Below are 26,241 nucleotides of genomic sequence, written 5' to 3' on the forward strand. Positions count from 1 at the left end.
ATAAACGACAAGTGGTTTTCGGCTCTTGCTCTATGCAAAAATACATTCGATATCATCTGTTCTTTAGCCGGAGTATAGCCGTTTCACATCCTTTAAAAGAGCCGTCAGAAAAAAAAGCACCAAATGGTTTACGGCATGGAAACTAAAATATTCAATGGCTATCAGTCTATCTTTTTGCGCAAAAAACGATTGTTTGCCATTGACTGCAAAGCTTGAAAAGATTACCTTGTGGCCTCTGAAGTTCAATTTAAAAGCACGATGAAAGCCATTAGCCTCTCAGATCTATTCGGTCAAAAAATTTACAGGATTCCAGACTACCAGCGCGGCTACGCCTGGGGACATAAACAGCTTCGGGAGCTTTGGGAGGATATACTGGAGATTCCTGAAATTAATGGAGGCTTGCGACCGCATTATACCGGGACCATTTATGTAGAGGCTGCTCAACCAGAGGAAACCGAGCGATGGCTTACGGGCTTCACTTTCTATAACGTGGTAGATGGACAGCAACGGTTGACCACCATCAGCATTTTGCTTCAGGTACTGTTAAAATATGCGGGGGAAGGATATTGTAATGAGACAAGGGAGGACCTGGAGAAAGCATACATATTCAGATCCAACCGAAGTGGTGCCAGTAGGATTTACCGTTTCTGTTATTTCCAGTCAGATAAGAACTATGCCTATCTTCTAAATAAAATATTTGAGTATTCAGGTACTGTGTTTGATGATAGCCAATTTAACCTATACAGCAAAAATCTATCCCAGGCCAAGGATTTTTTTGAGCAGCGAATAAAGCCACTTAGCAATCAAGACCGGGAAATTATCTTTTTGAAGGTAACTACAGCCTTAAAATTTGATTTCCGTGAAATTGAGCAGGATCTTGACGTTCAGGCCGTTTTCGAAACGATGAACAATAGAGGAAAACCTCTATCCACGCTCGAAAAGTTAAAGAACCGCCTAATGCACTTGACCGAAAAACTGGGATTGGTGGATGAAGACCGCAAGTCGCTAAGGAATGACGTGAACATATCCTGGAGCATCATATACAACTGGCTGGCCAAAAATCCAGAACAGATCCTAGATGAGGACATCTTTCTATCTGCTCACCTATCGTTGATCCGGACACCTAAAGATGCTGTTTTTTCTGAAAAACTTGCCGAGGAAAAGGTCTTTGAAATATTCTCCAACCGTGCCGAACAATATGACTCGGGAGAGGAAAATACCAAGGAAAGCCCGGTCAGTTATGAAAAAATTCAAGATTATATTTTGAAGCTTTCTGCATTTGCTCCAAAATGGTACGAAATACATAACTCTAGGCATCCGATGATAAATAAGGTCCTACTTTTAAATGGTGGAAAGGAAATGAAGATTTTCCTCACTCAACTAAAATCATTTGAATGGGAACCGGGAAATCTGGATCTGGCATTGGACAGGCTCGAGCGCATCATGTTCCGTAATCGGATTCAAGGGCTTGGGGTAATTGATGAGCGTTCCTTCGCTACCTGGGCAAGGGATATCTATAATGGCAACCTATCAGCAGAGCTTGTCATGGCCCGTTTGAACGAGCACTTGGACATTCCAGTTTTGACGGCAAATATGGTGAACTACTTTAATGGGTTATATGGCTACGAGCGCGGACCAAAGGGTTTCCACCGCTGGGGTGCACTAAAATATTTTTTGTTCGAATATGAGGAACACCTTAAATATCATTATAAAGAAACTAATGATAAGGTAAATCTTTCGGATTTTGATTCTACGACCATTGAACATATTATTCCCCAGGAATATGAAGCCAACTGGCAACAGCAGGTAAGCTCTGTTTTTGAAAACCTGACCGAAGAGCATGCCTATCATGGAACAAAGGTATTGTTGCATACCCTAGGTAATCTTACTATCCTTAAAAACGGGAAAAACTCATCTCTTGGTAACAGGAGTTGGTCAGATAAAAGGGGACGTTTCCAAACTGGATCCTATAATGAAATTGATGTAGCCATAAATGAAGGCTGGGATAGGGAAAACATTAGTAAAAGGGGAAAGGATATGTTAACATTTATGACCACAAAGATCAAGGGCCTTATCCTTCAAAGCTCCGATATCGAAAACATCCTATTCTCGAACCCTTCAATTTGCAGCGCAATCAGGGATGGCAAAAAGTATGAGCCGCCAGATAGAAGAGAAAATGCCATCATCCAAGATTAAACCTATGCCAAACCGCTTCATTAAGTTAATGGCGACTATAAATGTTATTTGGAAAGTATTCGAATTAAGTATAAACGATGGCAGCTTATGTGTTTACATGACTCAATTTCAAATTCCCAATGCTCTCCATACGCCCTTTGTCTCCAAATCAAAGCATTTTTCTATCTCGGCTACAGTCGTTTTGTATGGACTTGGAAAGTTTTTTTTCATTTCCATATAGCCAAAAAGTGACCTTTTGGAAAGAAGGTAAGTTATTGGCCCTCCTTTCTCATCATAAAGCTTTTCAAGTCCCTTTTTGCTGCGATGATAACCGCTCAACCATTCAGCGAATAGCGCAGGGTTACGCCTGAGTGACCCAAAATATTTGATAAGGAAATCGATATGGATTACCGTGAGCGGTTTGATGGATTGGAAGCTGCCTTTCAGGTGCTTGCTTTTTTGCTGGAAACCTTCATTTAGATAGTGGTTCACCCCTGCGATATTCATATGGTGCTCTGAACATATTATCACGGGATAGATGTTCATTTTTTCTGAGCGCTTGATGCCGAGCTTTTTTCTGAGTTCACTATTGGGTTCTGAAAGATAGCCGAGCTGTCTTATGATCTGACTTACCCCTTTGTCCTTTGCCCCGGTTCCCTTGTCCGAAAGGAACCGCTTGTCCAAAAATTCACTGGTAAATGCTTTGTAGTCCAAATTTTCGAAGGTATTGGGGTGCAGATCGTTCATCTTTACCTCAAAAACGAAAACATCGCAGCTCGAGGCTCTGACAATAAAATCCTGATACTTTTCTGTGGAGATAAGCTGATGGCTCTTTTTGTGGAAGATTTTATCAAGCAGGTTTCCTACGAGATATTTTTCAAAGAATTCAAGTGCGATGTAGGCTTTAAAGTTTTCATAAGTTTTAAACTTTGCTTTTAGTTTCTTAGAGCTATGGCGAAATAAAGAGTACAGGAAACCATTTTCTAGTGCGTACTGGAAAAAATTGTAATCCAGAACAAGGATTTTCTCAGGCTTTAGGAACAGGAAAGGCTTGGTGACCACATCCATATTGAGCGAAAGCTTTTCCTTACCAGCTAATTCCATCGGGTCTGCCCCAAATTCCCTCATCAACTTTTCCGGCCAAAGATGTGCAAGATCCAACATATGGTTACCCCAGTTTTGGGGATGTACGGCAGAAGCCAGCACAGCAAGGAAGAATTTGGCAAATGTCCAAGGGTTTTCAATTTTCATGTTCTCGCAGTACATATCTGCTTCTTCCCGTAGCAATCCGTCACTATCAATAAATTTGCTTAGAAAGAGGAACCTGCCAAAAGTATCAACTTTCATTACCCCTTTTGCCCTTAGGTATCCCTGCTGCATGGCCTCCATCATGAAAATGCCTTCCAGTGATTCCAAAACAATTCCTCTGGGCCGCCCATAATAGAGATCGTTATAGACCAATATAGTCTTGAACAGGTTACGGGCAAACTCCAAAGGCTCGATCGGAGCCAGCGTGTCGATTATCCTAAAGTTCTTGAGCAGGTCCATGATAAGCAAACCAATCGGACCTTCGGCAAACCATCTTTTATCATCTGTAAATAGGGGACGAAATTCCGTGACCTGTTTGAAACCCGGGACATCACAGAAAACCGCTTCCCTTAGAATCTCTGGATCGATCATCCGGTTGTCTATTTGCTGGAACAGCATGGCATTGATCTTGGAGAGCCTCAGCAGCAATGTATCCGTTGAGTAGCCCGCTACAAAGGAAAGGGTGTATTTGGGGGCAGGCTCATGATATGCTTCGGCATAGCCTGTTACATGGAGAAATTGCATAAAGTTCGGTCTTGCTGGTATCCCAAATTTCTTTTTTAGATGTGAACATTCCAAATGTTTGGAGTTCGATATTGCTTTCTTAGAATTGGTCAAGAGTACGTAAACAAGGCTTGTAAATTCTAATAATCTAGTTTTTTTATTTCTTAACGATCTTTTAGCCGATATATAGTTGAAACAAATGTCCTAACATTATGAAATCAGTTTATCTATATGTGCGTGTCAGCACCGACGAGCAAAGAAGAAAGGGTTATTCTTTACCCGAACAAGAAGATAGATTGTTAAAGTATTGTGCGGCGAATGATATTATCGTTGAAGATATTTACCGAAAAGATTATTCTGCTAAAAACTTTAATCGTCCAGAATGGAAAAAACTTATTACAGTTATAAAAAGAAAGCCTAAGAAAGAAGAAAAGAATATTCTATTTATTAAATGGGATAGATTTAGTCGAAACATACATAATGCCTATGAGATGATTGGCATTCTTCGGAAGAATAATGCATATGCCATCGCAATAGATCAGCCAATTGATCTTGATGTGCCTGAAAGTGTAATTATGTTAGCCGTTTACCTTTCTGTGCCTGAAGCTGAAAATACCCGTCGGGCTCTGAATACGGCAAATGGTATGCGCCGTGCAAGACAGATGGGCAGGCATCCAAATAAGGCACCGATTGGCTTTGCGAATTTAACTGATTCGGATGGTAAAAAAAGTATAGTGCCAAAGCAACCAGAAGCGCGCGTCATAAAGTGGATATTTCATCAGCTAGCTAAAAATATTTATCGGATGTCAGATGTTTGGAGAATGGCGTTGGACAAGGGTTTACTATGTTCAAAATCGAACTTTTCAAAGCTCATCCGTAACCCAGTTTATTGTGGTTTAATTCCGGTGAAGCTTAATTCTTCTGATTGGCAGGTAGTAAAAGGCAGCCATAATGCATTAGTCTCTCCGTCTATTTTTTACGAAGTGCAAAATATTATTAATACAAAGAGAAAGGTTTCAACCAAGAGAGAGTTGCTTAGAACCACATTCTTTCTCAGAGGTTTTTTAAAATGTCCCTTATGTGATAAAAAGCTTACAGGCAGTTTTTCACGCGGCTCAAAAAGTAAGTACCCATATTATCATTGCTACAAGGGGTGTAATAATCGAATAAGTGCAGTGTTGTTGAACTTTAATTATGAGAGAGAATTACAAAAGCTTTTACTTTCTCCTGGAGCGATAGAACTTTTTGATCTTGTTTTGGACGATTCTAATTTAAGGACAAATAAAGCGGAATATATAATAGAGAGAAGAGAGTTGTTAAGGCAGTTGGCTCATCATCAGAATACACTCTCTAAAGCCCGAAGTTTGTTTGTAGAGGATAGGCTTAAGTTTGATGATTACAGCGAGTTTAAAAATGAGTTCCTGATAAGGACTTCTTGCCTTAAAAAAGAATTGGGGGATAATATTGACAAATTGAATAATATTGACTTTCAAAGGAAGTTGGATCATGGAGAAAATGTAAGGGTTTTCAGAAAGTATGAAACTTTTGATATAGCGGATAGGAGGCACTTGCTAAATTTTCTGCCATTAAATACTGTTAACTTCCAAACTGGTGATGTTTCTCTTACAGTGGAAAGTGTATTATCAAAAATATTAATTTCTGAACTCAAAAGCTGATTGTAATGAATTTCACCGAGCGTAAAATCTCCGTTAAACGGGCTATTGCTGTTTTATCCAAGAATGGCATCAATGTGGATGACAGTGAGGCTGGTATTATTTTGGATTTCTTATATCTAATTTCTAAGAATTATTCCGAAAATCATGCCGGAGGAACTTGTAAAATCCCGAAGGAGACTTCAAACAAGTCAAAGTCAGCATAGAAATCTTTCAATGATGTTTTTTAGACTATTCTTGTTCTAAGTCTAAGGACTTAAAAAGTAATGTTCGAACTGATATTAGTTAAGCGTAAAGTTTTGACTATTAGATTTTTATTGTCAAAAAATAAGGAAACAGCCATAATATGGTGTTTCCTTATGTAGGTCGAGCGGCAACTTGTCGAACTTTTATGATGATTGCGAGAATGTGTTAAATGTTGAAAAGACTTAAGGAGTGGTAAAATAATTTCAATTGAGGTTTAGTACTCAAAGTGGATAAACCAGAGTTGATTGACGCCATGTCACCAGAAATAGATCTAAAATAAAATATTGCTGTTCTTTCATTTAGTGTTTTGGCTAGGAGGTGTCAGTTAGTTTGGTTTTTCCAGTAAATAATAGTTTAAAGATTTTTGATCATGCGAAAATTGGCACATTCTAAATTTTTCATAATGCACTTCGCATGTCGATCGATATAAATTGAATATGGTTTTTTAAACCATTCCCGTTATCTGTTAGTCATAGAGGCAAAAATATACTTGGATGATCACACTTCAGCAAAAAAAACAACACCTTCTTTGGCGGGCTGGTTTTGGACCGTCTACAGATGACATGACCGGTTTAGATAAGAAAACACTCGAAGAGGTTTATGCCTCACTTGTTAAGTCTTCTTCTTCAAAACCAAATGAGATTAACGTAGCCCAAAGGCTTTTCCAGTTTGTCGGAACGGGTGCTGGTCAGACCGATATGGCCCAGATGCGGCAGAAGATGATGGAGCCAAAAAGCCGTCGCCAATTTTTAAGCCTCAGCAGACAGGTACTTAAGAATTTGAACCATGCATGGATGGACCAGATGGTTAGTTCCCCTGGGCAACTCCGCGAGAAAATGTCGCTTTTTTGGCATGGACATTTTGCTTCCCGCGATCTTAATGGGATCTTTCAGCAAAAGTTGCTCCAGGATATTCGCTCCAATGCCCTTGGTAGTTTCAGGGATCTGCTGTTTGAAGTCAGTAAAAGCTCATCTATGCTGTCGTTCTTGAACAATGTACAGAATCGGAAGATGCATCCCAATGAGAACTTTGCTCGAGAGGTAATGGAACTGTTTACTATGGGACGTGGAAATTATACAGAGCAGGACATCAAGGAAGCAGCTAGGGCATTTACCGGCTGGAGCTTTCAGCCAAATGGCGATTTTGCATTTCGCAGGGACCAGCATGATACAGGTTCAAAAACCATACTGGGAAAGAAAGGAAACTTTACGGGAGAAGATGTTTTGGATATCCTATTGGACCAGCAGCAAACTGCCAATTATATCACCGAAAAGATATACCGTTTTTTTGTGAACGAGCAGCCTGACCAGGCAAAGATCAGTTGGCTCGCCGGAAGGTTTTACAAGAACAAGTATAACATACAGAAGCTTCTTGACGATATCTTCACCAGTGATTGGTTCTATAGTGAAAAGAACATTGGCAGCAACATCAAATCACCCGTTCAATTATTGGTCGGCATCAGGCGCTTGGTGCCAATGGACCTTAAAAATACAGGCGCACAGTTCTTGGTGCAAAGTGCATTGGGCCAGATACTTTTCATGCCTCCGAATGTTGCGGGATGGGCTGGGGGAAAAAATTGGATAGATGGCTCAACGTTGATGTTGCGTTTGAAACTTCCCCAACTGATCATGAACAATGAAATGATTGTGGTCAATACCAAGTCCGATGATGATATCAATATGGGCATGGCAAGTAATGCCCAGGCAAATGCAGATGAGCTTTCCATGAATGCGGCCGTTGATTGGGCCAGATATGTCAAACAGTTTGAAAAGATGCCACAGGAAATTCTCGTGCAGTTTTTGCGGGCAGGTATACATCAGGCACTAGGCACCGAGGATAGCGCAAGCATAGAAAAGGTTGCCGATAAGAGCAACCGGGAACATTATATCAGATCGGTTACCGTGGCATTGATGAGTACCCCAGAATACCAGATGTGCTAGCACACATTATCAGTAATTATTTAGTATTTATTAATACGCCCAATTCGTTGAGGCGGACCAAATAAGAAATTATGTTGATCAACCGCAGAAAATTTATACAGGCCAGCTCGCTGGCAACGGCATCGCTAATGCTTCCAAAATTTCTCCATGCCTTTAATGGTGGCATCGTACCCCAGGGCAATAAAGTTGTTGTTGTACTGCAGCTAAGCGGGGGCAATGATGGGCTCAATACGGTAATTTCGGTAAGGAACGATATTTATTACCGAGAACGTCCGACCTTGAGCATACAACGGGACAGGGCTCTTGGCCTAACAGATGAAGTGGGATTACATCCTGCCCTGACCAGTTTTAAAGATCTTTATGATGACGGCAACTTGGGCATCATGAACGGTGTGGGCTATGCAAACCCCGATCGCAGCCATTTTAGGAGCATGGATATCTGGCAGACAGGAAGTGGTAGCAGTGAATATCTTTCGACAGGTTGGCTGGGACGCTATCTCGATTTACAGTGCAAGGACTGCAAAACGCCTACCCAGATACTAGAGATGGACGATGTGTTAAGTCTGGCGCTTAAGGGCAACGACATGAAGGGGCTTGCCCTTAAGGATCCAAGACGTCTTTATGGCTCCAGCCAGGACCAGTTCTTCAGGGACATTGCAAAAAAACATCAGGCCGAACATGAGCAGCCAGTCGATTACCTTTACAAGACCATGGCCGAAACGGTAAACAGTGCAGAATACATCTTTAACCAGAGTCAGCTAAGGCCTACTTCGGCCGCCTATCCCAAAACTGAGATCGGGAATAACATGAAGAACATCGCATCACTTATCTTCTCGGACATCAATACCAAAGTGTATTACGTGAGCCTGGGCAGCTTTGACACGCACGTAAACCAGCAATGGACACAGCAGCGCCTTTTTGCAGAAATGAACGACGCGGTTTCAGCATTTGTAAAAGACCTTAAGCAGAACAATCGTTTTGATGACGTGCTATTGTTTTCGTTCAGTGAGTTCGGTAGAAGGGTAGCACAGAATGCAAGTGTGGGCACCGACCATGGTACGGCAAACAATATGTTTATGGTTAGCGGTGGACTTAAGGAAAAAGGCATCCTCAACGCCCTTCCAGATTTGGTTAACCTAAAGGATGGGGATATGCAACATAACGTCGATTTCAAGCAGGTCTATGCGACTGTTCTGGACAAATGGCTGGGGGTTAATCATAAGGAGATTCTCGGAGAGAAATATCAGACCTTGAATTTTATTTAAGTTACCAAAATTTATCGGGCGATGGCTGAAAAGCCATCGCTCTTGGTAATTGCTCAGTAACCATTTACCAATGGGATCACTCTTTTCCCGATCAGTTGTATTGCACTGGTCAACTGCTGATGGGTCAATCCAGCATTGTCCATCTGGAAGGTAAACCTGTCGATTCCACCCAGCGCTTCGCTGTGTTTTAGTAACTTATTGGCAACCTGCTCTGGTGAACCAACAACAAGCGAACCGTTGATACCAATAGCATGATTGAAACCGACCCTGGTAACGGGTGGCCAACCACGTTGCTTTCCAGCTTCGGTCCACAGCTTGGCATAGCCTGGATAATATTCTTCAACCGCCTGACTAGTAGTTTCTGAAACATAACCTGGGGAGTGGAGTCCTACTTTCATTTCTTCAGGTTTGAAACCAGCCTCTGCACCTGCTTTTCGATATATATCAATCAAGGGTCGAAAGCGTGCAGTTTCCCCACCAATCACAGCGACCATTAGGGGCAGTCCAAGGGTACCCGCTCTTACGAATGATTCTGAGGTGCCGCCCACACCCAGCCAGATAGGTAGGTGTTGTTGTAATGCCCTTGGATAAACGGGCATATTGTTAAGTGCAGGTCTGAACCTTCCAGACCAGGTTACAAATTCCTCATTGCGGATTTTTAGGAGAAGATCGAGCTTCTCCCTGAAAAGGGCATCGTAATCCTGCAGATTGTATCCAAAAAGTGGATACGCATCGACAGCCGATCCTCTTCCAACAACAATTTCAGTCCGACCTTTTGATATAAGGTCTAGCGTTGCAAACGATTGGTACACGCGTACCGGATCGGATGTACTGAGTACTGTTACCGCACTGGTAAGACGTATACGACTGGTCATTGCCGCAGCGGCTGCAAGTATCACCGCTGGGGCAGAATCGAGGAATTCCTTTTTATGGTGCTCCCCAATCCCAAAAATATCCAGCCCGTGCTGATCGGCAACGCTAATTCTTTCCAGCAATTGTTCCATTGCATCAACACTGCTGAGCGTATTACTGCCGTACATTGCCGAGGCAAAACTATCAATTCCTATTTCCATAATGTGCAATTGTTTATAATCATCTATCTTCCGATTGATCCTCTCTGTCGTTTTTAGTGAGTGAAGCTACAACGAGGTCATATGATTTTCTTATTAATTCCCTGATGAGCTTATCTGGGACATTTTTATTCAGGTCAATACTGATCCAGTGTTTTTTGTTCATGTGATAACCTGGCTTGATCTCCGCAAATTTTTCCCGAAGGTTTTTCGACTCCTCTGGCTCACATTTCAGGGTACAACAATCCAACTCGTCCACATTGAAAAAACAGAACCATTTATCCTTCACATAAAAAGCAAGTAGGCCCCTGTCATATTCGGAGGTAGCCTTCGTAAAGGCCATTTTATCGACTGCACCCTTAAAGGACAGACAATATTCCCTTAAATTTTCCGCATTCATAATTCTTTCAGTAAAAATAGCCAAAAGAAATATTTTATCAGTTTTCTAGAGATGGGTAATCGCTATATCCATGTTCACCACCGCCATACATGGTTGCCTGGTCGGCTACATTATACTCAGCGTCCCGTTCAAATCTTTTAACAAGGTCAGGGTTGGCAAGGAATAATGAACCATAAGAAATGATCTTGGCAATACCTTTTTCCAGTTCCTGCTCTCCGCTTGTTCTGTCGTATCCTGCATTGGCAATAAGCAGATGGTCGGTAAGCTTGCCAAATGTCTCTATGACATTCTTAGGATAGTGGGGAAGATGATCTAATGGAAACATGGCATTCATTAGATGTACGTAAGCTAATGGCAGGTCATTCAATGCTTCAATCAAAGGTTTGAACTGTGCCTCCGGATCGCTATTCTCAATATTATTATAATAAATAGTCGGTGAAAGTTTGATTCCCACTTTGTCGCTGCCGGCAACATCCACCAATTCCTGCATTACTTCAAGCACAAAACGGTTTCTGTTCTCTATATTTCCACCGTACTCATCTGTACGCAGATTGGCACTCTCTGATAAAAACTGATTAGGCAGATATCCGAACGCAGCGTGTAGCTCAACACCGTCAAAGCCTGCTTCAATTGCGTTTTTCGTAGCCTGTCCATAATCCTTGATGATCTGCTTTATCTCTTCAACGGTCAGTTCATGCGGTACCTCATACTCCTTTGGGCCTTGAGATGTAAAGTGTTGTTGTCCTTTGATTCCGACCGCTGAAGGCGCAACAGGCAATTGCCCATTTTTGTCTACTGAATGACCAACACGGCCTGTATGCCATAACTGGGCATAGATTACCCCGCCATTGTCGTGTACCGCTTTTGTCACCTTTATCCAGGCTTCAATCTGCTCTTGAGTATACAGTCCCGGAGTTAGGGGACTTCCAAGAGCCTGTTCTGATATGTTGATTGCCTCTGTGATCAATAGACCAGCCGTTGCCCGCTGTGCATAGTATAATGCTGTAATATCTGGTACCACACCTTTAAAATTGGCACGACTGCGTGTCATGGGTGCCATTGCCACTGCATTTTGTAAGGTTTGTTTACCTAAGGTTACTTTTTCTAATAATTTCATAATGTCGTTTCTTAATAATGTTAACGGTTAAATAAATTGTTTTTTTGATCCGGATTGACTGATGTTTAGATCAGTCCCCTGTCAGTACAATATGCCTTGACACTTTCTTCCACACTAGGCAATTCTCCGAAAAGCGTTTTTTGCCTGATTGGATCTTTACTTATGTAGATACCCGTTTCAATCCATCCGATCATCTGGTACATGTCGTGAATATTCTCACTAAACTTCGCGACTATTGGAAGAATATATTTGAGTACAAATGCAGGAAATACAGGCTTGATCTCAAGGTCCTTTTTAAGAATTTTTGAAAAGGCATCGGACAGTATCTTCCCGTTGACAGGTGTTTCCCAGCCAACGTCGATAGAGGTATTGAGTTCACTGTCGGGAAGCGTTACTGCCGCCAGGGCTGTATATTTTGCAAGTTGGGGCGTATAAATGATTCCATAGGTTCCCTTTAAGAACGTTGGAAATATACCTTTCTTGATCTTGTCGAGTATAAAATCTGGTGTCTGGTCAAGAAATGCTCCAGGTCTTAGTGCGATATAAGGCTGTTCTTTTTCCTGAAGATATTGCTCAATGAGATACTTATTGTAGAAATGTGGCACTGATTGGGCCTTATCCGATTCAAGAATAGAGATCAGTACAAACCTTGGTATGCCTGCCTGTTTTGTGGCATCAACCAAATTTTTATAACCTATCGTATCGGTTTTGGCGTTATCACCTTTTTTACGGCGTGTGTATCCTGCCGCACTGGCCACAATGACATCAAATCCAGGTTCAGAAGAAAGCACATTTTTTAGAGAGGCCGCATCCATCATATCACCCACAACAAAATTTTTCACGCCCAGTTCCCTAAGCTGGTCTCGATTGCTGCTTTCCCTAACCATGGCAGTAACTTCTGCTCCCTGACTAATTAGTTCACTTACGATCTGGCTGCCGAGCATTCCTGTGGCCCCCACAACGATAACTTTTTTATTTTTCATCTTTATTACTATTTTATTTGACAATGAGTACAATCTTACCGTTAAGACCTCCAGCTGAAACAGCATCCTGTGCGGTTGCAGCCTCTTCAAGCCTGAACGTTTTTGCTACAATGATTTTGAACTGTTCCGAGTTTATAAGTCCGATGCCTCTTTCCAAGTTTTTAGCTGAATTATCAGAGGCAACAAAGCCTGCTTTCACATTATATTGTTGGGCCAGTTCCTGAGATGGCGGTACCACGATACTTAATAGCGTGCCTCCTGGCTTCAGAACTTCAAAAAGTCTTGACTGTGATTCTCCGCCAGCAGTATCTGCTACAAGGTCTACATTCGTAACCACTTTGGAAACATCATGTAGTTTATAATCTATCACTTCGTCCGCACCAAGCTCTTTTGCCAATGAGACGCCGTTCCCTGATGCTGTGGCGATAACATAGGCGCCGATAGATTTGGCCACTTGTACCAAGGTACCACCCACAGCACCACCACCACCCTGGATCAATACTGTCTGGCCTTTCTCCAGCTTCCCGTTTTGGAAAAGAACTGCTTCTGCGGTTCCCAGATTAACGGTTATTGCCGCGGCCTCTTCAAAAGAAAGGCTTTTGGGCTTTAAAGAAACATAGTCTTCGTTAGCGATGGCATACTCTGCATACGCATGATTTCTGGTCAGGGCAATAACCTCGTCACCTACCTTGAATCCCGCTACCTTGCCACCCACGGCAACCACGATACCCGATGCTTCCCCACCAGGAATAAAAGGCATCGTTATGGGGCGGGTAGCCTTCATAAGTCCCGTTCTTATCTTGATATCAATAGGATTGACACCTGAGGCTTTTACCTGTATTAATACTTCGTTCTCATTTTTAATCACTGGTTTTGGAACTTCAACGTTTTCGATAACGCCTGAGTCTCCATAGTCTTTATATTGAATTGCTTTCATGATATTTATATGTTTAATAGACATCTTTTTATTTATTACTTATTTAATGTTAGCAAAGGTATATTCAATTATGCGATTGAAATAACCTTAAAAGACATAAAAATAGTTCAATCCGACAATTGTGATTTATTCTTAAAGTGTTATAGTTTTTGGAGGAGCAATAATGACTTAAACATAACCTCCCGAAAGAATCTGGTGTAAAGTACAATTACCAATAAGCCTTCTAAAGATTTTGATTTATCGTTGCAGAACTTCCGTGATCAATGTAGTCACCATGCTTTAATCTATGGGTAATTTTGGCTAAAAGGGCATTTTAAATTCTATGCTTCAATACGGCTAAATAGTGAAGGCAATGGTATTGAATGTTTCGGAAGAGTAGAAAGATTTGAGAATATGGTCATCCAATTGGACATTCTGATAACAAACTTTTTCATTTAAGCTAAAGTTGGGGATAGGAACTGCCACATCGCTAAAATTTAAATTAGTTTATAGGATCACAACAAAGACAATATTTGCCTATTATGATAAAATATTTTGATCCCATATTTTTGCATTAATTTAGTATCCTAAATCTATTTGAATTAAATGATTTTCGAATTTACAACAGCTCCAGGTTTTGATTTTATCACCTTGTTTGCAAAACAGATTAATGCACCAGTAAGGGATAATTTTTTGGAAATCCCAAAAGCACTGGGAGTTGGTTATGTGCGTAAGGTTGGCTTTGGAAATGATTTCAAATTAACAATTCATCGCTACACGCTAAATGAAGATTTGATCATTAAGCGCAATCCTTCGCCAGAGACCGGTAGTGTCCGCACTTTTTTCTTTTATAACAACAGGGAAAGTCTTGAAGTTAGATACGAAAATGAGGAAAACGCAAAGCTTTCCCCACAGCATGACGCCTCTATATTATTGTCTACAAACGACCTGCAAACAGAGATCCGTTTTCCAGCCAAAAGTGATATCCAGTATATGGTAGTTGCAATCGCAGCAGAAAGACTGCGGGCTATTCTTTCCATCGAAAGTCCAAATTCCACGATAAAAACGATTACGGCAGAAAACGCATCCTTTCTTTTCTTCGAAAGTCTTGATATTGAAATGCAACAGTTATTTAAAAACATTGTAGTTGTGGATATGAATGGCTCCATGAGTAATTTTTATGTACAGATCAAGGTCCAGGAATTGATGTACCTTCTTTTTACCAAACTGTTGCAGAGGGAAAACTCAACCTTCAAGAGCCTGAATAGCAGCGATGCAGGAAAACTGCTGATTATTCGCAATGAAATCCTGAGTAACCTCAGTACACCACCAGTTTTAAGAGAATTGGCTGCAATCGCTTCGATGAGCGAAACAAAACTCAAACAGCTCTACAAGCAGACATTTGGCGATACCATTTATGATTATTACCAAAAGGCAAGAATGGAAAAAGCTGCCTTCCTGCTAAAACAAGCCAGGCATTCTGTTTCTGAGGTCGGCTATGAAATAGGATTTTCAAACCTCAGCCATTTCAGCAGATTATTTGAGAAGCATTATGGTACCACGCCAAAAAAATATTCCAATAATAAATGATGTTTTTGTTATCTATTTGTCTGCAATAGAAATTAAATACCAAAGGCGATGATTTTCAACTCCTTTGGTATTTTGGAAGTTAAGCATTTGTTGATATTCTTTCCGTAAGGTAAACACCTCCTAAAATCAATAGCAATCCGACTATTGAAAAGGCAGTAATGTTTTCATTGAGTAAAAAATAGCCGATAAGAAGGGTAGCGAATGGCTGTAAATACATAAAGTTGGCCGTCTTGGTAGGATCTAATTCTTTAATGGCCAATCCCCAAATCAAATAACAGACCAGAGAACTGATAAGACCTAAGTAAATCAGATTACCAATTACCGTCATGTCGCTCAACATATCGATTGCGATATTTAGCGGATGAAACACTGAATATACCAAAAGCCCAATCAATCCGTAAAAAAACACCTTTCTTATCGTAAAAGGTGTTGAATATTTCTGACCTAATATTTTAAGGAGAATGCTATAAATAGCCCAAGATAACGCTGCGGATATACTTAAAACATTGCCGGTTAAATCAACATCTAATTCAAATTTTCCGTTGAACACAACCAAAACTGCGCCTGAAAGCGCAATGACAGATCCGATGAGCATTTGTTTGCTAAATTTCTCTTTAAAAATAAAATATGCGAGTATAGCCGTAAGTATCGGGGCCGCTGTAACAATAATCGAGACATTGGTTGTTAGCGTGTATTTGAGCGCTTCTACCTGAGTTAAGTAATATCCGGCCCCGCCAATCAGACCACATAAACAATGAATTATCTCGTCTTTTAAATTATCAGACCACAACTTCTTACGTGAAACTGTTAAGGCCGATAAATATGCGATAAAAAATGAAACAAATAGTATATCTATCGTATCCATTCCTTTATCCATTAACACTTTTGATGATGCGAAGGTTGTTCCCCAAACAATTACCACTCCAACAGTTAAAACTGTAAATAATATCTTCTTAAATTTCCCTTTCATCTTACAAAATTCTAGTTTTAATCAATTCTATAAGTGCGTGAGCATGCTTAACAGCTTTTAATTCAACTTTTTTCAACTTCTCAGCCTCAAAAGCACCTTCAACATAAGTCATGTCAGCAGAGTAGACAAGACCAGCATAATCCATATTGCAATAAGGTATACTTGCTATTTGCGGTAACATAAATTCTTCAACAGTATGCTTATAGGTGCTATCCGTTGCATATTCATGTTCTTCCCCTCCAACAGTAACCGATAGGATAACTTTCTTATCTTTTAAATATTTACCGGTAGAGCCGTATGCAAATCCATAGACCAGTACATCATCCTGCCATTTTTTAAAGATTGCTGGAGCAGTAAACCATTGCACAGGAAATTGCCATACTATAACATCTGCTTCTACTAGTGCATCTTGCTCGGCTTGTATATCTATCATAAAATCTGGATATAAGGAACCTAGATCACGGATTTTAAAATCAGGAGCTAATTTTTCAACTTCGTTAAGCACAGCTCTGTTTGCAAAAGACTGATTTAGATTTGGATGACCGCTTATTATTAATACATTATTTTTCATTGTAATTATCTTTTATTGCTGATTAGTGAGCTCTACCAATTCATATTTATACCGCAAAATTAGATCAATAGTCATATTTTTGCATGCTATCAACAAATTGTATGGTACTATAAAAAATGTAAGTAATGGAAAGAATAAAGACAACTTCAACCAATTATCTAAATAAACAGGCCATCTATGAGGAGTGTAACGAAATGTACGCCATATCACTTATCGGTGGCCAATGGACATTAGGTATTCTTTCAACTTTGATTACCGGCAGGATGAGGTTTGGAGAGATCAGAAATACAATTCCTCAGATTACTGAAAGAATGCTCACATTGGAACTGAGAAAATTGGAGCAGAATAAGATCATTACCCGTACTGTATATGCCGAAGTTCCCCCTAGAGTCGAATACGAACTAACTCCAATCGGGTATAAGCTCAGGTCGATCATTCAGGAATTAGATTCTTGGGGTAAGGATTACAAGGATAATATTTGCAATTTGTAGCTACCATAGTCAATTGCTGATAATTGTGCTGGCCTTTTAATTCTGTATTTACTGGCAAACTCAAATTAAATAAAATTGTTTTGTTGATTTCCTAGAACTACGATGGCGTGATTGCACTTGTAAAGGGTAAGAAAACTTCAAAGCCCTTATGGATTGATTAATACCGTGAGAACTTCAATTATCATATTAAATTATATGAAAGTATTCCTCCAGCAAGCGACGGTTCAATGATAAACGCTTGTGGCAAATAAACCAATTGGTATCTTTAGATAATGGTTTATGAGCAAACATTATTCCGGTAGGCACTTTCTCAAGAACAAGGTCGCCATCTTTCTATTCGACAGTTTCTCTTTTTAAGATGAGCCTCAATATATTAGTTAGTGGATGATGATCATTGACACTCCAATTAAGAAATAGGTCAGTTGGGAACAGTAGGGCAATGAATCTGATACCGGAATTTTCATTGTGCATGTAGGAGCTGGGCAATACGGCTATACCTAAACCCTGTTTGACCAAGGCAATAATTGCTGAACCAAACTCTGAATCTAAGAAAGCCTCGGGCACAAAATCATAAGTTCGAATAGCTGTTGAACAATATAACTAAAGCTGCTTTCCTTATCCTGTATGGGCAGTATAATTTTATTTGTGAGGAGACTTTCTTTATTAATATCTGGGGATTATTCCAAAAGTGGCCACTGGTTTCTACACAAAGTGCTCGCTTTTTTCCAGTCCAGAATGTGCACTCATTACCCCATAAAGTGTGTATTCGGATGATTTTTAGAGGTTTTAAGCTTGCGGCTCAACTATCGTTGCGGTATTTTAAAGTATCCTGAAGGGCTTAAAACAGGATTAAAAAAGAAATACTTTTCTGGTTGATACTTCCCTTTTTGTTTTTTGTTTTATGGGATGCCATAAATGCGGTAGTGGCTTTGCAGGACTGCTTGTAATGAAATTTAAGCATGGAGGAGATGGGGAAAGACCAGGCCCGCTGTTTTTGATGGATTAAGATAAACGGAATTATTTACCCTTGATGGTCTTCCATGCTTACCAGATCCATATGCCGTGGACAAAACCTGGCTGCCCACTTTGGAATGAAATGAAGCGGCTACTATCCCTGAAATCCCCACCCCTGCTTACAGAAAAGAAGAGGCATGTTATTTAGGAGGGTTTTCGCCAGATACTTTACCCGTGTGGGATTGCACTTGGACAAACTGCAATAGGTTGACCCCATCTTACCAGAAATAAAATTCTTGTAAAGTTCTGTTTTCCTGAGTGTTATTAAATTGGTTGGAAGGGGTCAGACGAATTTGTTTGTCCAGACAAGGACTAATACTGCCATAAGTTCATTTTCTAGGAAAACGTTAAGGTCACATTATCCCTTATGTTATGGGATATAAAAAAAACATGAGCATTACACTCACCATTTATTGACAAGATTTCAAAGAACAGGGTGATAACAGTCTCGAATTTCTTGGATCAAAACAGTACCGTCGAAGGTACTAGCAAGATGTCTTTTTGTATACAAAAAAAATCTTGTCGCCTTTACAGTCGAGGCCCAATACTCGGAACTCGGTTGGGCTAAAGTCAACTTTTAGAAATCTAAATGAATTCAATTTATTGATAGTTTTTTAATTCGTTTCACCCTTTTACATATCGTTTGATAATTATCAAATAAATCCTCAAGTTTTATCAATCCAGAATTATTGTTCTTGGGTAAGGAGCAACCTTTATTTGATTTCAATTTTTCACAAACTATTAATCTACCACTATAAATTTCGGTAGTGCTGATAATTTACCAATAAAAAAACTCGCCATTGATTTAATTAGTATCATTAATTAATAACATGACGAATTCATTGAAGTTACTTCAGGATCGTTGTTCGTGCATTTGATTGTGAATTGTAATTATTTTAATGAATAGATTGGCTCGTTAATTATATTACAAATGATTTCAAGTCAATAAGAAACAGATGGGAAGAAAAAAGGCTACCGACCAAATTGACTTGCTGGTTCATCCATTGATCATAAGAGTGGATAACAAGACTTTCAAGAAGCTCGAGAGGTTGATGAAGGAGAGTGGATGCAGAAGCCTTGGCGAAGTGGCGCGGAAAATATTGTCAAATGAAAGAATCAATTGCTTTTATCGTGATGATTCACTGTCTGCACCAATGGAAGAATTCGCACTAATTAGAAAAGAAATTAAGGCTATTGGTGTAAACATTAATCAGCAGACCAGATACTTTAACGCATGCAAATCCAGTTCTGAAAAGACATTTTACGCTATGAAGACATCAGGGTTATATAAGGGAATTGACCTTAAAATTGAAGCATTACTCAATCTTATTTCAGAATTAGCAATTAAATGGTTGCCAAAATCGTGAGTGGAAAATCAATCAGGGGCATGCTCGTGTATAATGAGCAGAAGATTAAGTCTGGCGAGGCTGCAATATTATTGGCTAGTGGATTCGCTACAGATATTGATAAACTAAACCTACATCAAAAGACCTTCCGTTTTCAGGAGTTGACTAAATTAAATTCAAGATCAAAAACCAATGCGATGCACATTTCTTTAAGTTTTCACAAAGATGATAATTTAGATAATTTCAAACTTCAACTGATTGCATCTGAATACATGGAACGTATTGGCATGGGCGACCAGCCTTTTATTGTTTATAGTCATTTTGATACTGCCCATCCCCATATTCACATTGCAACAACCTTAATTCAAACAAATGGTGACCGGATTAAAACGGAAGCGATTGGCAGAAATAAATCTGAGCCAGCAAGGATTTATCTCGAAAAGAAATATCAGTTAATTGAGGCAAAAGGTAGGAAGCTGGAAGGAACACATTACTTGCGGGTAGCCGAGTATGGTTCAAGTTCGACTAAGAGGCAGATTGCGAATATCACAAAGTCTGTGATGCAAGATTATGCCTATACTTCTTTTGAAGAATTTAAGGCTATTCTTTCTACTTATCGAATTCATGCCGATAGGGGTGAGAAGGATAGCCCGATGTTTCATAATAAAGGATTAATTTACTCAATTCAGGATAATGATGGTTCGTCAGTTGGGATTCCGTTCAAAGCTAGCGAGTTTTTCCAAGGAGCGACAATGAAGTCACTCGAAAAGCGTTACCAGTCAAATGATGAAAAACGCAAATCGTTCAGAGCGGATTTAAAACGTAGGATTGATACAGTGAAGGATAAATATATTTCCATAACTAAACTAACATTCCAGAAAGAACTTGCTGGTAATCAAATTGGATTGATATATCGTGAAAATACTTCTGGAATGGTCTACGGATTAACTTTTATCGATCATAAAAACCGTACTGTTTTCAATGGTAGTGATTTGGGAAAAGAATACAGTGCCAAAGCACTTACAGAAATACTGGGCGACAAAGTTCAATTAAAGATTTATTTAAAGAATAGCTTGCCTGAAAAATTCCCCGCACAATCAAAGGTGGACCAAACGTCTGTAACCCAAAGTTTATTACAGGGTTTGTCCATTGAAGATGAATCTGAACCAATAGGTCTACTTGGCAGGAGAAAGAAGAAGAAAAAAGGCAAACAACAATTTAATGATTTAGGATTATGAATACTGGGGAAGATGTTCAAGGATTACGCAAGGTTATCGATTTTACGAGACTACTGAGTCTATTTATTTTAACAATACATTTTTATTTAACTTGCTACCAAACCTTTTTTGCTTTGGGATTAACCTCAGAGATTAGTGACAATGTCTTAAAACACCTCTTAAAAACAGTGCTCTTTAATGGAATTCATTTACCAAAAGTTATCGCCTGCATTTTGTTGTTGATATCGCTCATCGGAGCTAAGGGGAGAAAGGATGAAAAATTGGTTTTGGCACCAATGCTTTACTCTATTGGAGTCGGTCTTTTAATTTACTTTCTAAGCGTAATGGTGATTTACTTGCCTTTCGTAGGCAATTATCTTGCGCTTATATATATAGGGATTACCAGTATTGGATATTTACTTATTTTGACAGGTGGCGTAAGGTTGTCCAGGCTCATAAAGAATGCGCTCAAAAAAGATATTTTCAACGAGGAAAATGAGACATTTCCGCAGGAAGAAAGGTTATTGGAAAATGAGTATTCAATTAACCTGAAAGCAAAATACAGGATTGGAAACGATGTTAGGAATAGTTTTGTCAACATTATAAACCCCTTTCGCGGGCTACTTGTGGCAGGAACTCCCGGCGCAGGTAAATCATACTTTGTGATTCGTCACATTATTGATCAGCATATTAGAAAAGGTTTTTCGATGTTCATTTATGATTTTAAGTATGATGATTTAAGTAAGATCGCTTACAATAAACTCCTGCTACATACTTCAGGTTATAAAATTAAACCGAAGTTTTTTGTGATAAATTTTGATGATTTAAACCATACGCATCGCTGTAATCCATTAGACCCAATGGCTATGGAAGATATAACAGATGCCACTGAAGCTTCGCGAACGATAATGATGGGTTTAAACAGGGACTGGATTAAAAAGCAAGGTGATTTTTTTGTTGAGTCGCCGATAAATTTTTTGACAGCATGCATCTGGTACTTGAGAAAGTATGAGGAGGGAAGATTTTGCACTTTGCCACACGTAATTGAGTTGATGCAAAGTGATTATGATCGTTTATTTGCTGTGCTCAAAACGCAAGAAGAAATCCTGGTTTTGATTAATCCTTTTATTTCAGCGTATCAAAATAATGCTATGGCACAGCTTGAGGGGCAAATCGCCTCAGCAAAAATTGGCTTGGCCAGACTTTCTTCTCCACAGTTATATTATGTACTTAGTGGAAATGATTTTACATTAGATATAAATGATAAAGATGAGCCAAAAATTGTATGTGTAGGAAATAACCCGCAGAAATTACAAGTGTATGGTGCGGTATTATCATTGTATATTTCAAGGATGATCAAGTTGGTTAATACCAAAGGAAAGCTTAAGAGTAGTTTAATCTTTGATGAATTTCCGACAATATATTTTAATAATATGGATTCTCTTATTGCTACGGCAAGAAGCAATAAGGTGGCAACTTGTCTCGCCGTCCAGGATTTCAGTCAGTTAAAGAAGGATTATGGTGCAGAACAGGCGGATGTAATTACGGGAATTGTGGGTAACGTAATATCTGGTCAGGTTACGGGATCAACAGCCAAAACACTTTCTGAGAATTTTGGGAAAATATCCCAAAACAAGGATTCACTAAGTATCAACTCATCTGACACGTCGGTCACGAAGGCTACTCAAATGGATTATGCAATTCCTGCTAGTAAAATTGCTACTTTGAGTTCCGGAGAATTTGTTGGCGTTGTTGCAGATAATCCTGAGCAGAAAATCAAGCTTAAGATGTTTCATTCGGAATTCCAAAATGACCATAAGGCAATTGGAGAGGAAGAACAGTTATATCAAGATATTCCAGTGATAGAAAAAGTCAGTGCTGTTGATGTGGAGGAGAATTATCTTCGCATAAAAAGAGAAATTTCTGATTTGTTGAGGAGTGAACTTGCTAAGCAAGATGTAATTGAAGTTCGACACAAGTCTCCTGATGAAGACAAATCCAGGTTATCAGATGATAAGCAACAGCAACGAACGGTTTCTTATTAAATGACTTCTAGGGCCACTTGTTTTCTTTACAAAACGCGAAAAATAAAATTTAATGTTATTTATCAGCGGCTTATAGCTTTGCGATTGTCTTTTTTAAATATACTGCTATTTTTGCGGTATGACCGTTACCGTATTGGCCATTTTAGAAACTGATTTCATTTTCCAGAAAAATCTGGCCAATGTGATGAATGACAGGCTTCAAAAAGCCGCAACTGAACTCAAAGAAGTTCATTTGAAAACCTTGTCAGGCAAGGGATTTTCATCTGAAGATTTAATCATTTACATCAGTTACACCATGAAGTTTAAAATACGCTATTGTATCGTAAATGATGTACCAGCTGATATCGAGTACTTCGTAGCTTCCCTATGTGGAAGACTTGGCTATCTCTTGTGGAGGAAAGTGTCTGTGGAAGTTATTGAAAGGGACTTGTACGTATAGCAATATTTTTAGATAAAATTTATCGTTCTGATGAGATTTTGCTTGGATTAAGGGTTAAATGTTAGATTTCTATGATTTCGCTTAACCATAACACAATAGAATTACAAATATAAATTTTTTCTCGTTTAACCACTGATTATGAGATGATCACCTAAAGATTGAAAGCGAAATCGTCTTAAATTGTATTATTTATAATACAATTATATTATTTTAATTATGATTTTATGTAAAATTAAGTTGTCAAATTAGTGTTACGTTGTTGTGGTTTGTTTTTGTAAACTATAATTTTAGGACATATAATTTAACACTTTAAAACATTGAGAAATGAAAAAAAACAATTTAAAATTCGCGCTGGTACTGGCATTGACAGTTTCTGTTTTGACAGTTTTTTCTAAAAGCAATAAGCAGGCTCATGTCGGTTATTTGGCTTCTGAAGGTTCCTCAGGTGGTGTTCAGGCTGTATCCGGAGCATTATGGGGTGGATTAGGTGCCTGGGCAGGAGCAGAATATGGCGCGACACTTGGAGTAGCATTTGGCGGTCCTGTTGGTGGAATCATTGGTGGTGCAGCCGGAGCACTGTAAGTTTTTTTGACAACGAAAGTCCCGGCTAGTTCCGGGACATTCGGTGATTTCTTATAACATTTGAATTTTATGATTGGCAGTTTGATAACAGCTTTTTTAACTTCGTTGGCTTTTCTGCTAACCACATTTCTGATTCCATTTTTAATAAGTTTATTTACGAACTTTTCGTTAAAAAAGGCGATTAATACCACTAAAAATTTACTCTATATCACAGGTACAAAGGTGCTTTTTATCACACTAGTGTTTAACGCTACCGTCTTTTTCGCAATTACCTGGAGCTATGAAAAATTCCACATCGCCGACTTTCCGGTCCTGAATGTCGCAATTTCAATTTTCGTGGTATTTTTTATAATGAGTTATTCGTTTATCCTAAGCCCGATCTTATCAATAAGATTTAATTCAAACTTTGTTAGGGAGCCAAAGTATACTGAATTTTTGGCGACAAGATTTGATGCCGATATGGTGGTAAGAGTGGTGGACTGTGATCTAAAAAATGCATATGCAACTGGTATTCTTCCATTTTATAAAATTATTCTTTTGGGACGGCCTTTAGTTGAACAAATGACAGAAGTTGAGCTTAAAGGCGTAATTGCGCATGAATACGCCCATAATAAATTTAACCATGTTCTGAAAATTTATTTGGTGTCCTTGTTTGGTATTTTGCTCAATTTTGGCCTGTTTTATGCATTTCTTAAGGTCAATTTTCACCTCCCTGAAGCGTTCAAGTTTGCGATACTTGGAGGGGTTGGTGGATTCATTAATTTTACGCTTTTGCCAGGTATTTTCAGAAAGCGTTTCGAATTTCAGGCCGATTCTTTTGCGGCCGAAACAATTGGTGCGGAGGACTATGAACGTGCATTGAAACGTCTTGACAGAATGACCGATGGAGCATTGACCAGAGGAAGTTCAACACACCCAAATCTGGAACAGAGAATAAAGAATATCTACAAAAACCATGAATAAAAAGGTTTCCATGCTATTTCTCCTTGGATTTCTTTTATGGGTTATAGGAGCAGCTTTCTCTTACTTCTTATATACACCGAATCCTGTATTAAAATTACCACCCCTGTCCAAAAACGTCAATCTTGTTTTTGATTTTAAATTTCATTTATTCGCCAAAATATTTTTCAATAATGCATTAGTTGGTTTGCTGGTTTCGATTATCGGATTTGCGACTGGGGGAATCCTAACCGCTATCCTGTTTGTGTACAATGGATTTATGTTAGGATTTATTATCCAAAATGCCTTATATCTGAAAATGTCAAAACTCAGCCTGGCCCATTCTTTATTGCTACATGGACCTTTGGAGGTTGTATCCCTATTGTACCTTGGGGCAATTGGTTTCCAGGGTTGGACATTTTATAAAATGCTGCTGAAAAATGAAATGAAATTCGAATTTGCACAATTACCACATTTGAAAACTTTTATACTTCCTTTTTCCGGACTGCTCTTGGCAGCCATAATTGAAGCCTCGATTTAACATGAATAAGCCGTTCTCTAATACCTTAAAATATATACTTTTGTATGCTTTTTGTATTGCTCTTATAAGCATCTTCCAGTCTGAACTGATCATCATGAAAATGGACGAATCTGTTCGTGGTTTAGCCCGTTTTAGTGCTTACCTCTCTTTAATATTATCTGCCAGTGTTACCGCTTTATTGATAGGCATCATATTCCTTCTCTGTAGCTATCTGATAAAAGGCAATAATCTACATATTGAAAAAGACATCTATTTCAAGTCTCTAAATTCAATTGTTGTGATTTTAATGGCTGGTGAAATCTTTAAGTTTGGATGGTTATGCATAAATTTCAGAGAGGAGATAGAGTTTTTGAAGGTAAGTGCCTCCTTACAGTCGGATATCCTTGCGCTGCCTTCCATCAGGGCAACAATGATTATTCAGATTGTTTTTACAGTTTGCTCTGGTTTGGCTATGTATCTTACCCTTAAATATCATAAAATAAGTTATAAGGACAGGCTCCTGGTTTCCATTACCATGACTGTTTTGCTTATACTTTATTCTTCTCTGTATTTATTAAAGTAATGATGTTAGTGATAAAGATATGCATATATATGCTGTTAATATTTTTCACAACATTCTACTATCGAAAGTATATTAATATAGAAAATTTATAATACTATTTATGATAATAATATTTATCCGAACCTATGGGCCCACGCTCGTTTGCGACTTACCGCAGGTGTACTTCCAATTCCTCAGATAATGACCTGATGCGCTATGAGCCGTCTTTCCACCAAAGCCTATACAGCATGGTTGCTTTGCAATTCAGCGAAGGAGCTTCTTGCAGGTTAGGCATTTTTGAGGTCAGTACTTTTTTTTGAAAAAGGAGCGAGCGGAAGTTGAGCAAAAACCTACTATA

The 26,241-nt window shown here is 39.1% G+C and carries 22 protein-coding genes; 14 read left to right on the top strand and 8 right to left on the bottom strand.

The annotated features are described in order from the left end of the window. The first annotated feature begins 258 nt into the window (after positions 1-258). Positions 259-2,196: a DUF262 domain-containing HNH endonuclease family protein gene (locus R2Q16_RS09745; RefSeq protein WP_316736718.1), complete on the top strand. Its 1,938-nt coding sequence runs from the start codon at positions 259-261 to the stop codon at positions 2,194-2,196. A 108-nt stretch (positions 2,197-2,304) separates the two neighbouring features. Here the strand turns inward: R2Q16_RS09745 and R2Q16_RS09750 are convergent, their stop codons facing one another. Continuing rightward, positions 2,305-4,008 carry a hypothetical protein gene (locus R2Q16_RS09750; protein WP_316736719.1) on the bottom strand — a complete coding sequence of 568 codons (1,704 nt, stop codon included), beginning with the start codon at positions 4,006-4,008 and terminating at the stop codon, positions 2,305-2,307. Between the two features lie 191 nt (positions 4,009-4,199). On the opposite strand from R2Q16_RS09750, the gene R2Q16_RS09755 reads away from it, so the two are divergent. The 3 genes from R2Q16_RS09755 to R2Q16_RS09765 all read left to right on the top strand — a co-directional run bounded on the left by R2Q16_RS09755 (position 4,200) and on the right by R2Q16_RS09765 (position 9,111). After that, entirely contained in the window at positions 4,200-5,663 is a 1,464-nt protein-coding gene (locus R2Q16_RS09755) for a recombinase family protein (RefSeq protein ID WP_316736720.1), read from the top strand. Between the two features lie 737 nt (positions 5,664-6,400). Beyond that, positions 6,401-7,846, top strand: a complete 1,446-nt coding sequence (locus R2Q16_RS09760; protein WP_316736721.1) for a DUF1800 domain-containing protein — start codon at positions 6,401-6,403, stop codon at positions 7,844-7,846. A gap of 71 nt (positions 7,847-7,917) precedes the next feature. Next, complete coding sequence (locus R2Q16_RS09765; RefSeq protein ID WP_316736723.1) at positions 7,918-9,111, top strand: DUF1501 domain-containing protein; 1,194 nt, start codon at positions 7,918-7,920, stop codon at positions 9,109-9,111. 53 nt (positions 9,112-9,164) lie between these two features. Here the strand turns inward: R2Q16_RS09765 and R2Q16_RS09770 are convergent, their stop codons facing one another. The 5 genes from R2Q16_RS09770 to R2Q16_RS09790 form a co-directional block, all read right to left on the bottom strand. Then, positions 9,165-10,184, bottom strand: a complete 1,020-nt coding sequence (locus R2Q16_RS09770; protein WP_316736724.1) for an Atu2307/SP_0267 family LLM class monooxygenase — start codon at positions 10,182-10,184, stop codon at positions 9,165-9,167. Between the two features lie 19 nt (positions 10,185-10,203). Further along, entirely contained in the window at positions 10,204-10,605 is a 402-nt protein-coding gene (locus tag R2Q16_RS09775; protein WP_316736725.1) for an MmcQ/YjbR family DNA-binding protein, read from the bottom strand. 13 nt (positions 10,606-10,618) lie between these two features. Next, a complete protein-coding gene (locus R2Q16_RS09780; protein WP_316736726.1) occupies positions 10,619-11,698 on the bottom strand; it encodes an alkene reductase in 1,080 nt (359 codons plus the stop codon). Positions 11,699-11,763: 65 nt separating this feature from the next. After that, entirely contained in the window at positions 11,764-12,681 is a 918-nt protein-coding gene (locus tag R2Q16_RS09785) for an NAD(P)H-binding protein (protein WP_316736727.1), read from the bottom strand. A gap of 13 nt (positions 12,682-12,694) precedes the next feature. Continuing rightward, positions 12,695-13,618, bottom strand: a complete 924-nt coding sequence (locus R2Q16_RS09790) for an NADP-dependent oxidoreductase (RefSeq protein ID WP_316736728.1) — start codon at positions 13,616-13,618, stop codon at positions 12,695-12,697. 585 nt (positions 13,619-14,203) lie between these two features. Between R2Q16_RS09790 and R2Q16_RS09795 the strand changes: the two genes are divergently transcribed. Further along, positions 14,204-15,187, top strand: a complete 984-nt coding sequence (locus R2Q16_RS09795; protein WP_316736729.1) for an AraC family transcriptional regulator — start codon at positions 14,204-14,206, stop codon at positions 15,185-15,187. Between the two features lie 79 nt (positions 15,188-15,266). On the opposite strand, the gene R2Q16_RS09800 is transcribed toward R2Q16_RS09795, so the two are convergent. Both R2Q16_RS09800 and R2Q16_RS09805 read right to left on the bottom strand, forming a co-directional pair. Next, positions 15,267-16,157 (bottom strand): DMT family transporter, encoded by an 891-nt coding sequence (locus R2Q16_RS09800; RefSeq protein ID WP_316736730.1) that lies wholly within the window; start codon positions 16,155-16,157, stop codon positions 15,267-15,269. Between the two features lies 1 nt (position 16,158). Beyond that, a complete protein-coding gene (locus tag R2Q16_RS09805; protein ID WP_316736731.1) occupies positions 16,159-16,728 on the bottom strand; it encodes an NAD(P)H-dependent oxidoreductase in 570 nt (189 codons plus the stop codon). A 125-nt stretch (positions 16,729-16,853) separates the two neighbouring features. Here R2Q16_RS09805 and R2Q16_RS09810 point away from each other — a divergent pair, with 125 nt between their 5' ends. From R2Q16_RS09810 to R2Q16_RS09850, 9 genes are all read left to right on the top strand, one after another. Continuing rightward, on the top strand, positions 16,854-17,219 hold the full coding sequence (locus R2Q16_RS09810) for a helix-turn-helix domain-containing protein (protein ID WP_316736732.1): 366 nt from the start codon (positions 16,854-16,856) through the stop codon (positions 17,217-17,219). 1,970 nt (positions 17,220-19,189) lie between these two features. Further along, positions 19,190-19,600 (top strand): mobilization protein, encoded by a 411-nt coding sequence (locus R2Q16_RS09815; protein ID WP_316736733.1) that lies wholly within the window; start codon positions 19,190-19,192, stop codon positions 19,598-19,600. Beyond that, a complete protein-coding gene (locus R2Q16_RS09820; RefSeq protein ID WP_316736734.1) occupies positions 19,597-20,817 on the top strand; it encodes a relaxase/mobilization nuclease domain-containing protein in 1,221 nt (406 codons plus the stop codon). Before R2Q16_RS09815 ends, R2Q16_RS09820 begins: the two co-directional genes overlap by 4 nt. Then, the gene (mobC, locus tag R2Q16_RS09825; RefSeq protein ID WP_316736735.1) at positions 20,814-22,841 is read left to right on the top strand and encodes a conjugal transfer protein MobC; all 2,028 of its coding nucleotides are present in this window, start codon (positions 20,814-20,816) and stop codon (positions 22,839-22,841) included. The genes R2Q16_RS09820 and mobC overlap by 4 nt, the downstream gene beginning before the upstream one ends. 118 nt (positions 22,842-22,959) lie before the next feature. Then, the gene (locus tag R2Q16_RS09830; protein WP_316736736.1) at positions 22,960-23,280 is read left to right on the top strand and encodes a hypothetical protein; all 321 of its coding nucleotides are present in this window, start codon (positions 22,960-22,962) and stop codon (positions 23,278-23,280) included. A 324-nt stretch (positions 23,281-23,604) separates the two neighbouring features. Next, a complete protein-coding gene (locus R2Q16_RS09835) occupies positions 23,605-23,862 on the top strand; it encodes a hypothetical protein (protein WP_316736737.1) in 258 nt (85 codons plus the stop codon). A gap of 69 nt (positions 23,863-23,931) precedes the next feature. Continuing rightward, complete coding sequence (locus R2Q16_RS09840; protein WP_316736738.1) at positions 23,932-24,825, top strand: M48 family metallopeptidase; 894 nt, start codon at positions 23,932-23,934, stop codon at positions 24,823-24,825. After that, on the top strand, positions 24,818-25,342 hold the full coding sequence (locus tag R2Q16_RS09845; protein WP_316736739.1) for a stage II sporulation protein M: 525 nt from the start codon (positions 24,818-24,820) through the stop codon (positions 25,340-25,342). The genes R2Q16_RS09840 and R2Q16_RS09845 overlap by 8 nt, the downstream gene beginning before the upstream one ends. Positions 25,343-25,436: 94 nt before the next feature. Further along, positions 25,437-25,904, top strand: coding sequence for a hypothetical protein (locus R2Q16_RS09850; RefSeq protein WP_316736740.1), 468 nt, complete (start codon positions 25,437-25,439; stop codon positions 25,902-25,904). Positions 25,905-26,241: the final 337 nt, after the last annotated feature.

This window comes from Pedobacter aquatilis (genome assembly GCF_032678425.1).
Taxonomy (GTDB): Bacteria; Bacteroidota; Bacteroidia; order Sphingobacteriales; family Sphingobacteriaceae; genus Pedobacter; species Pedobacter aquatilis_B.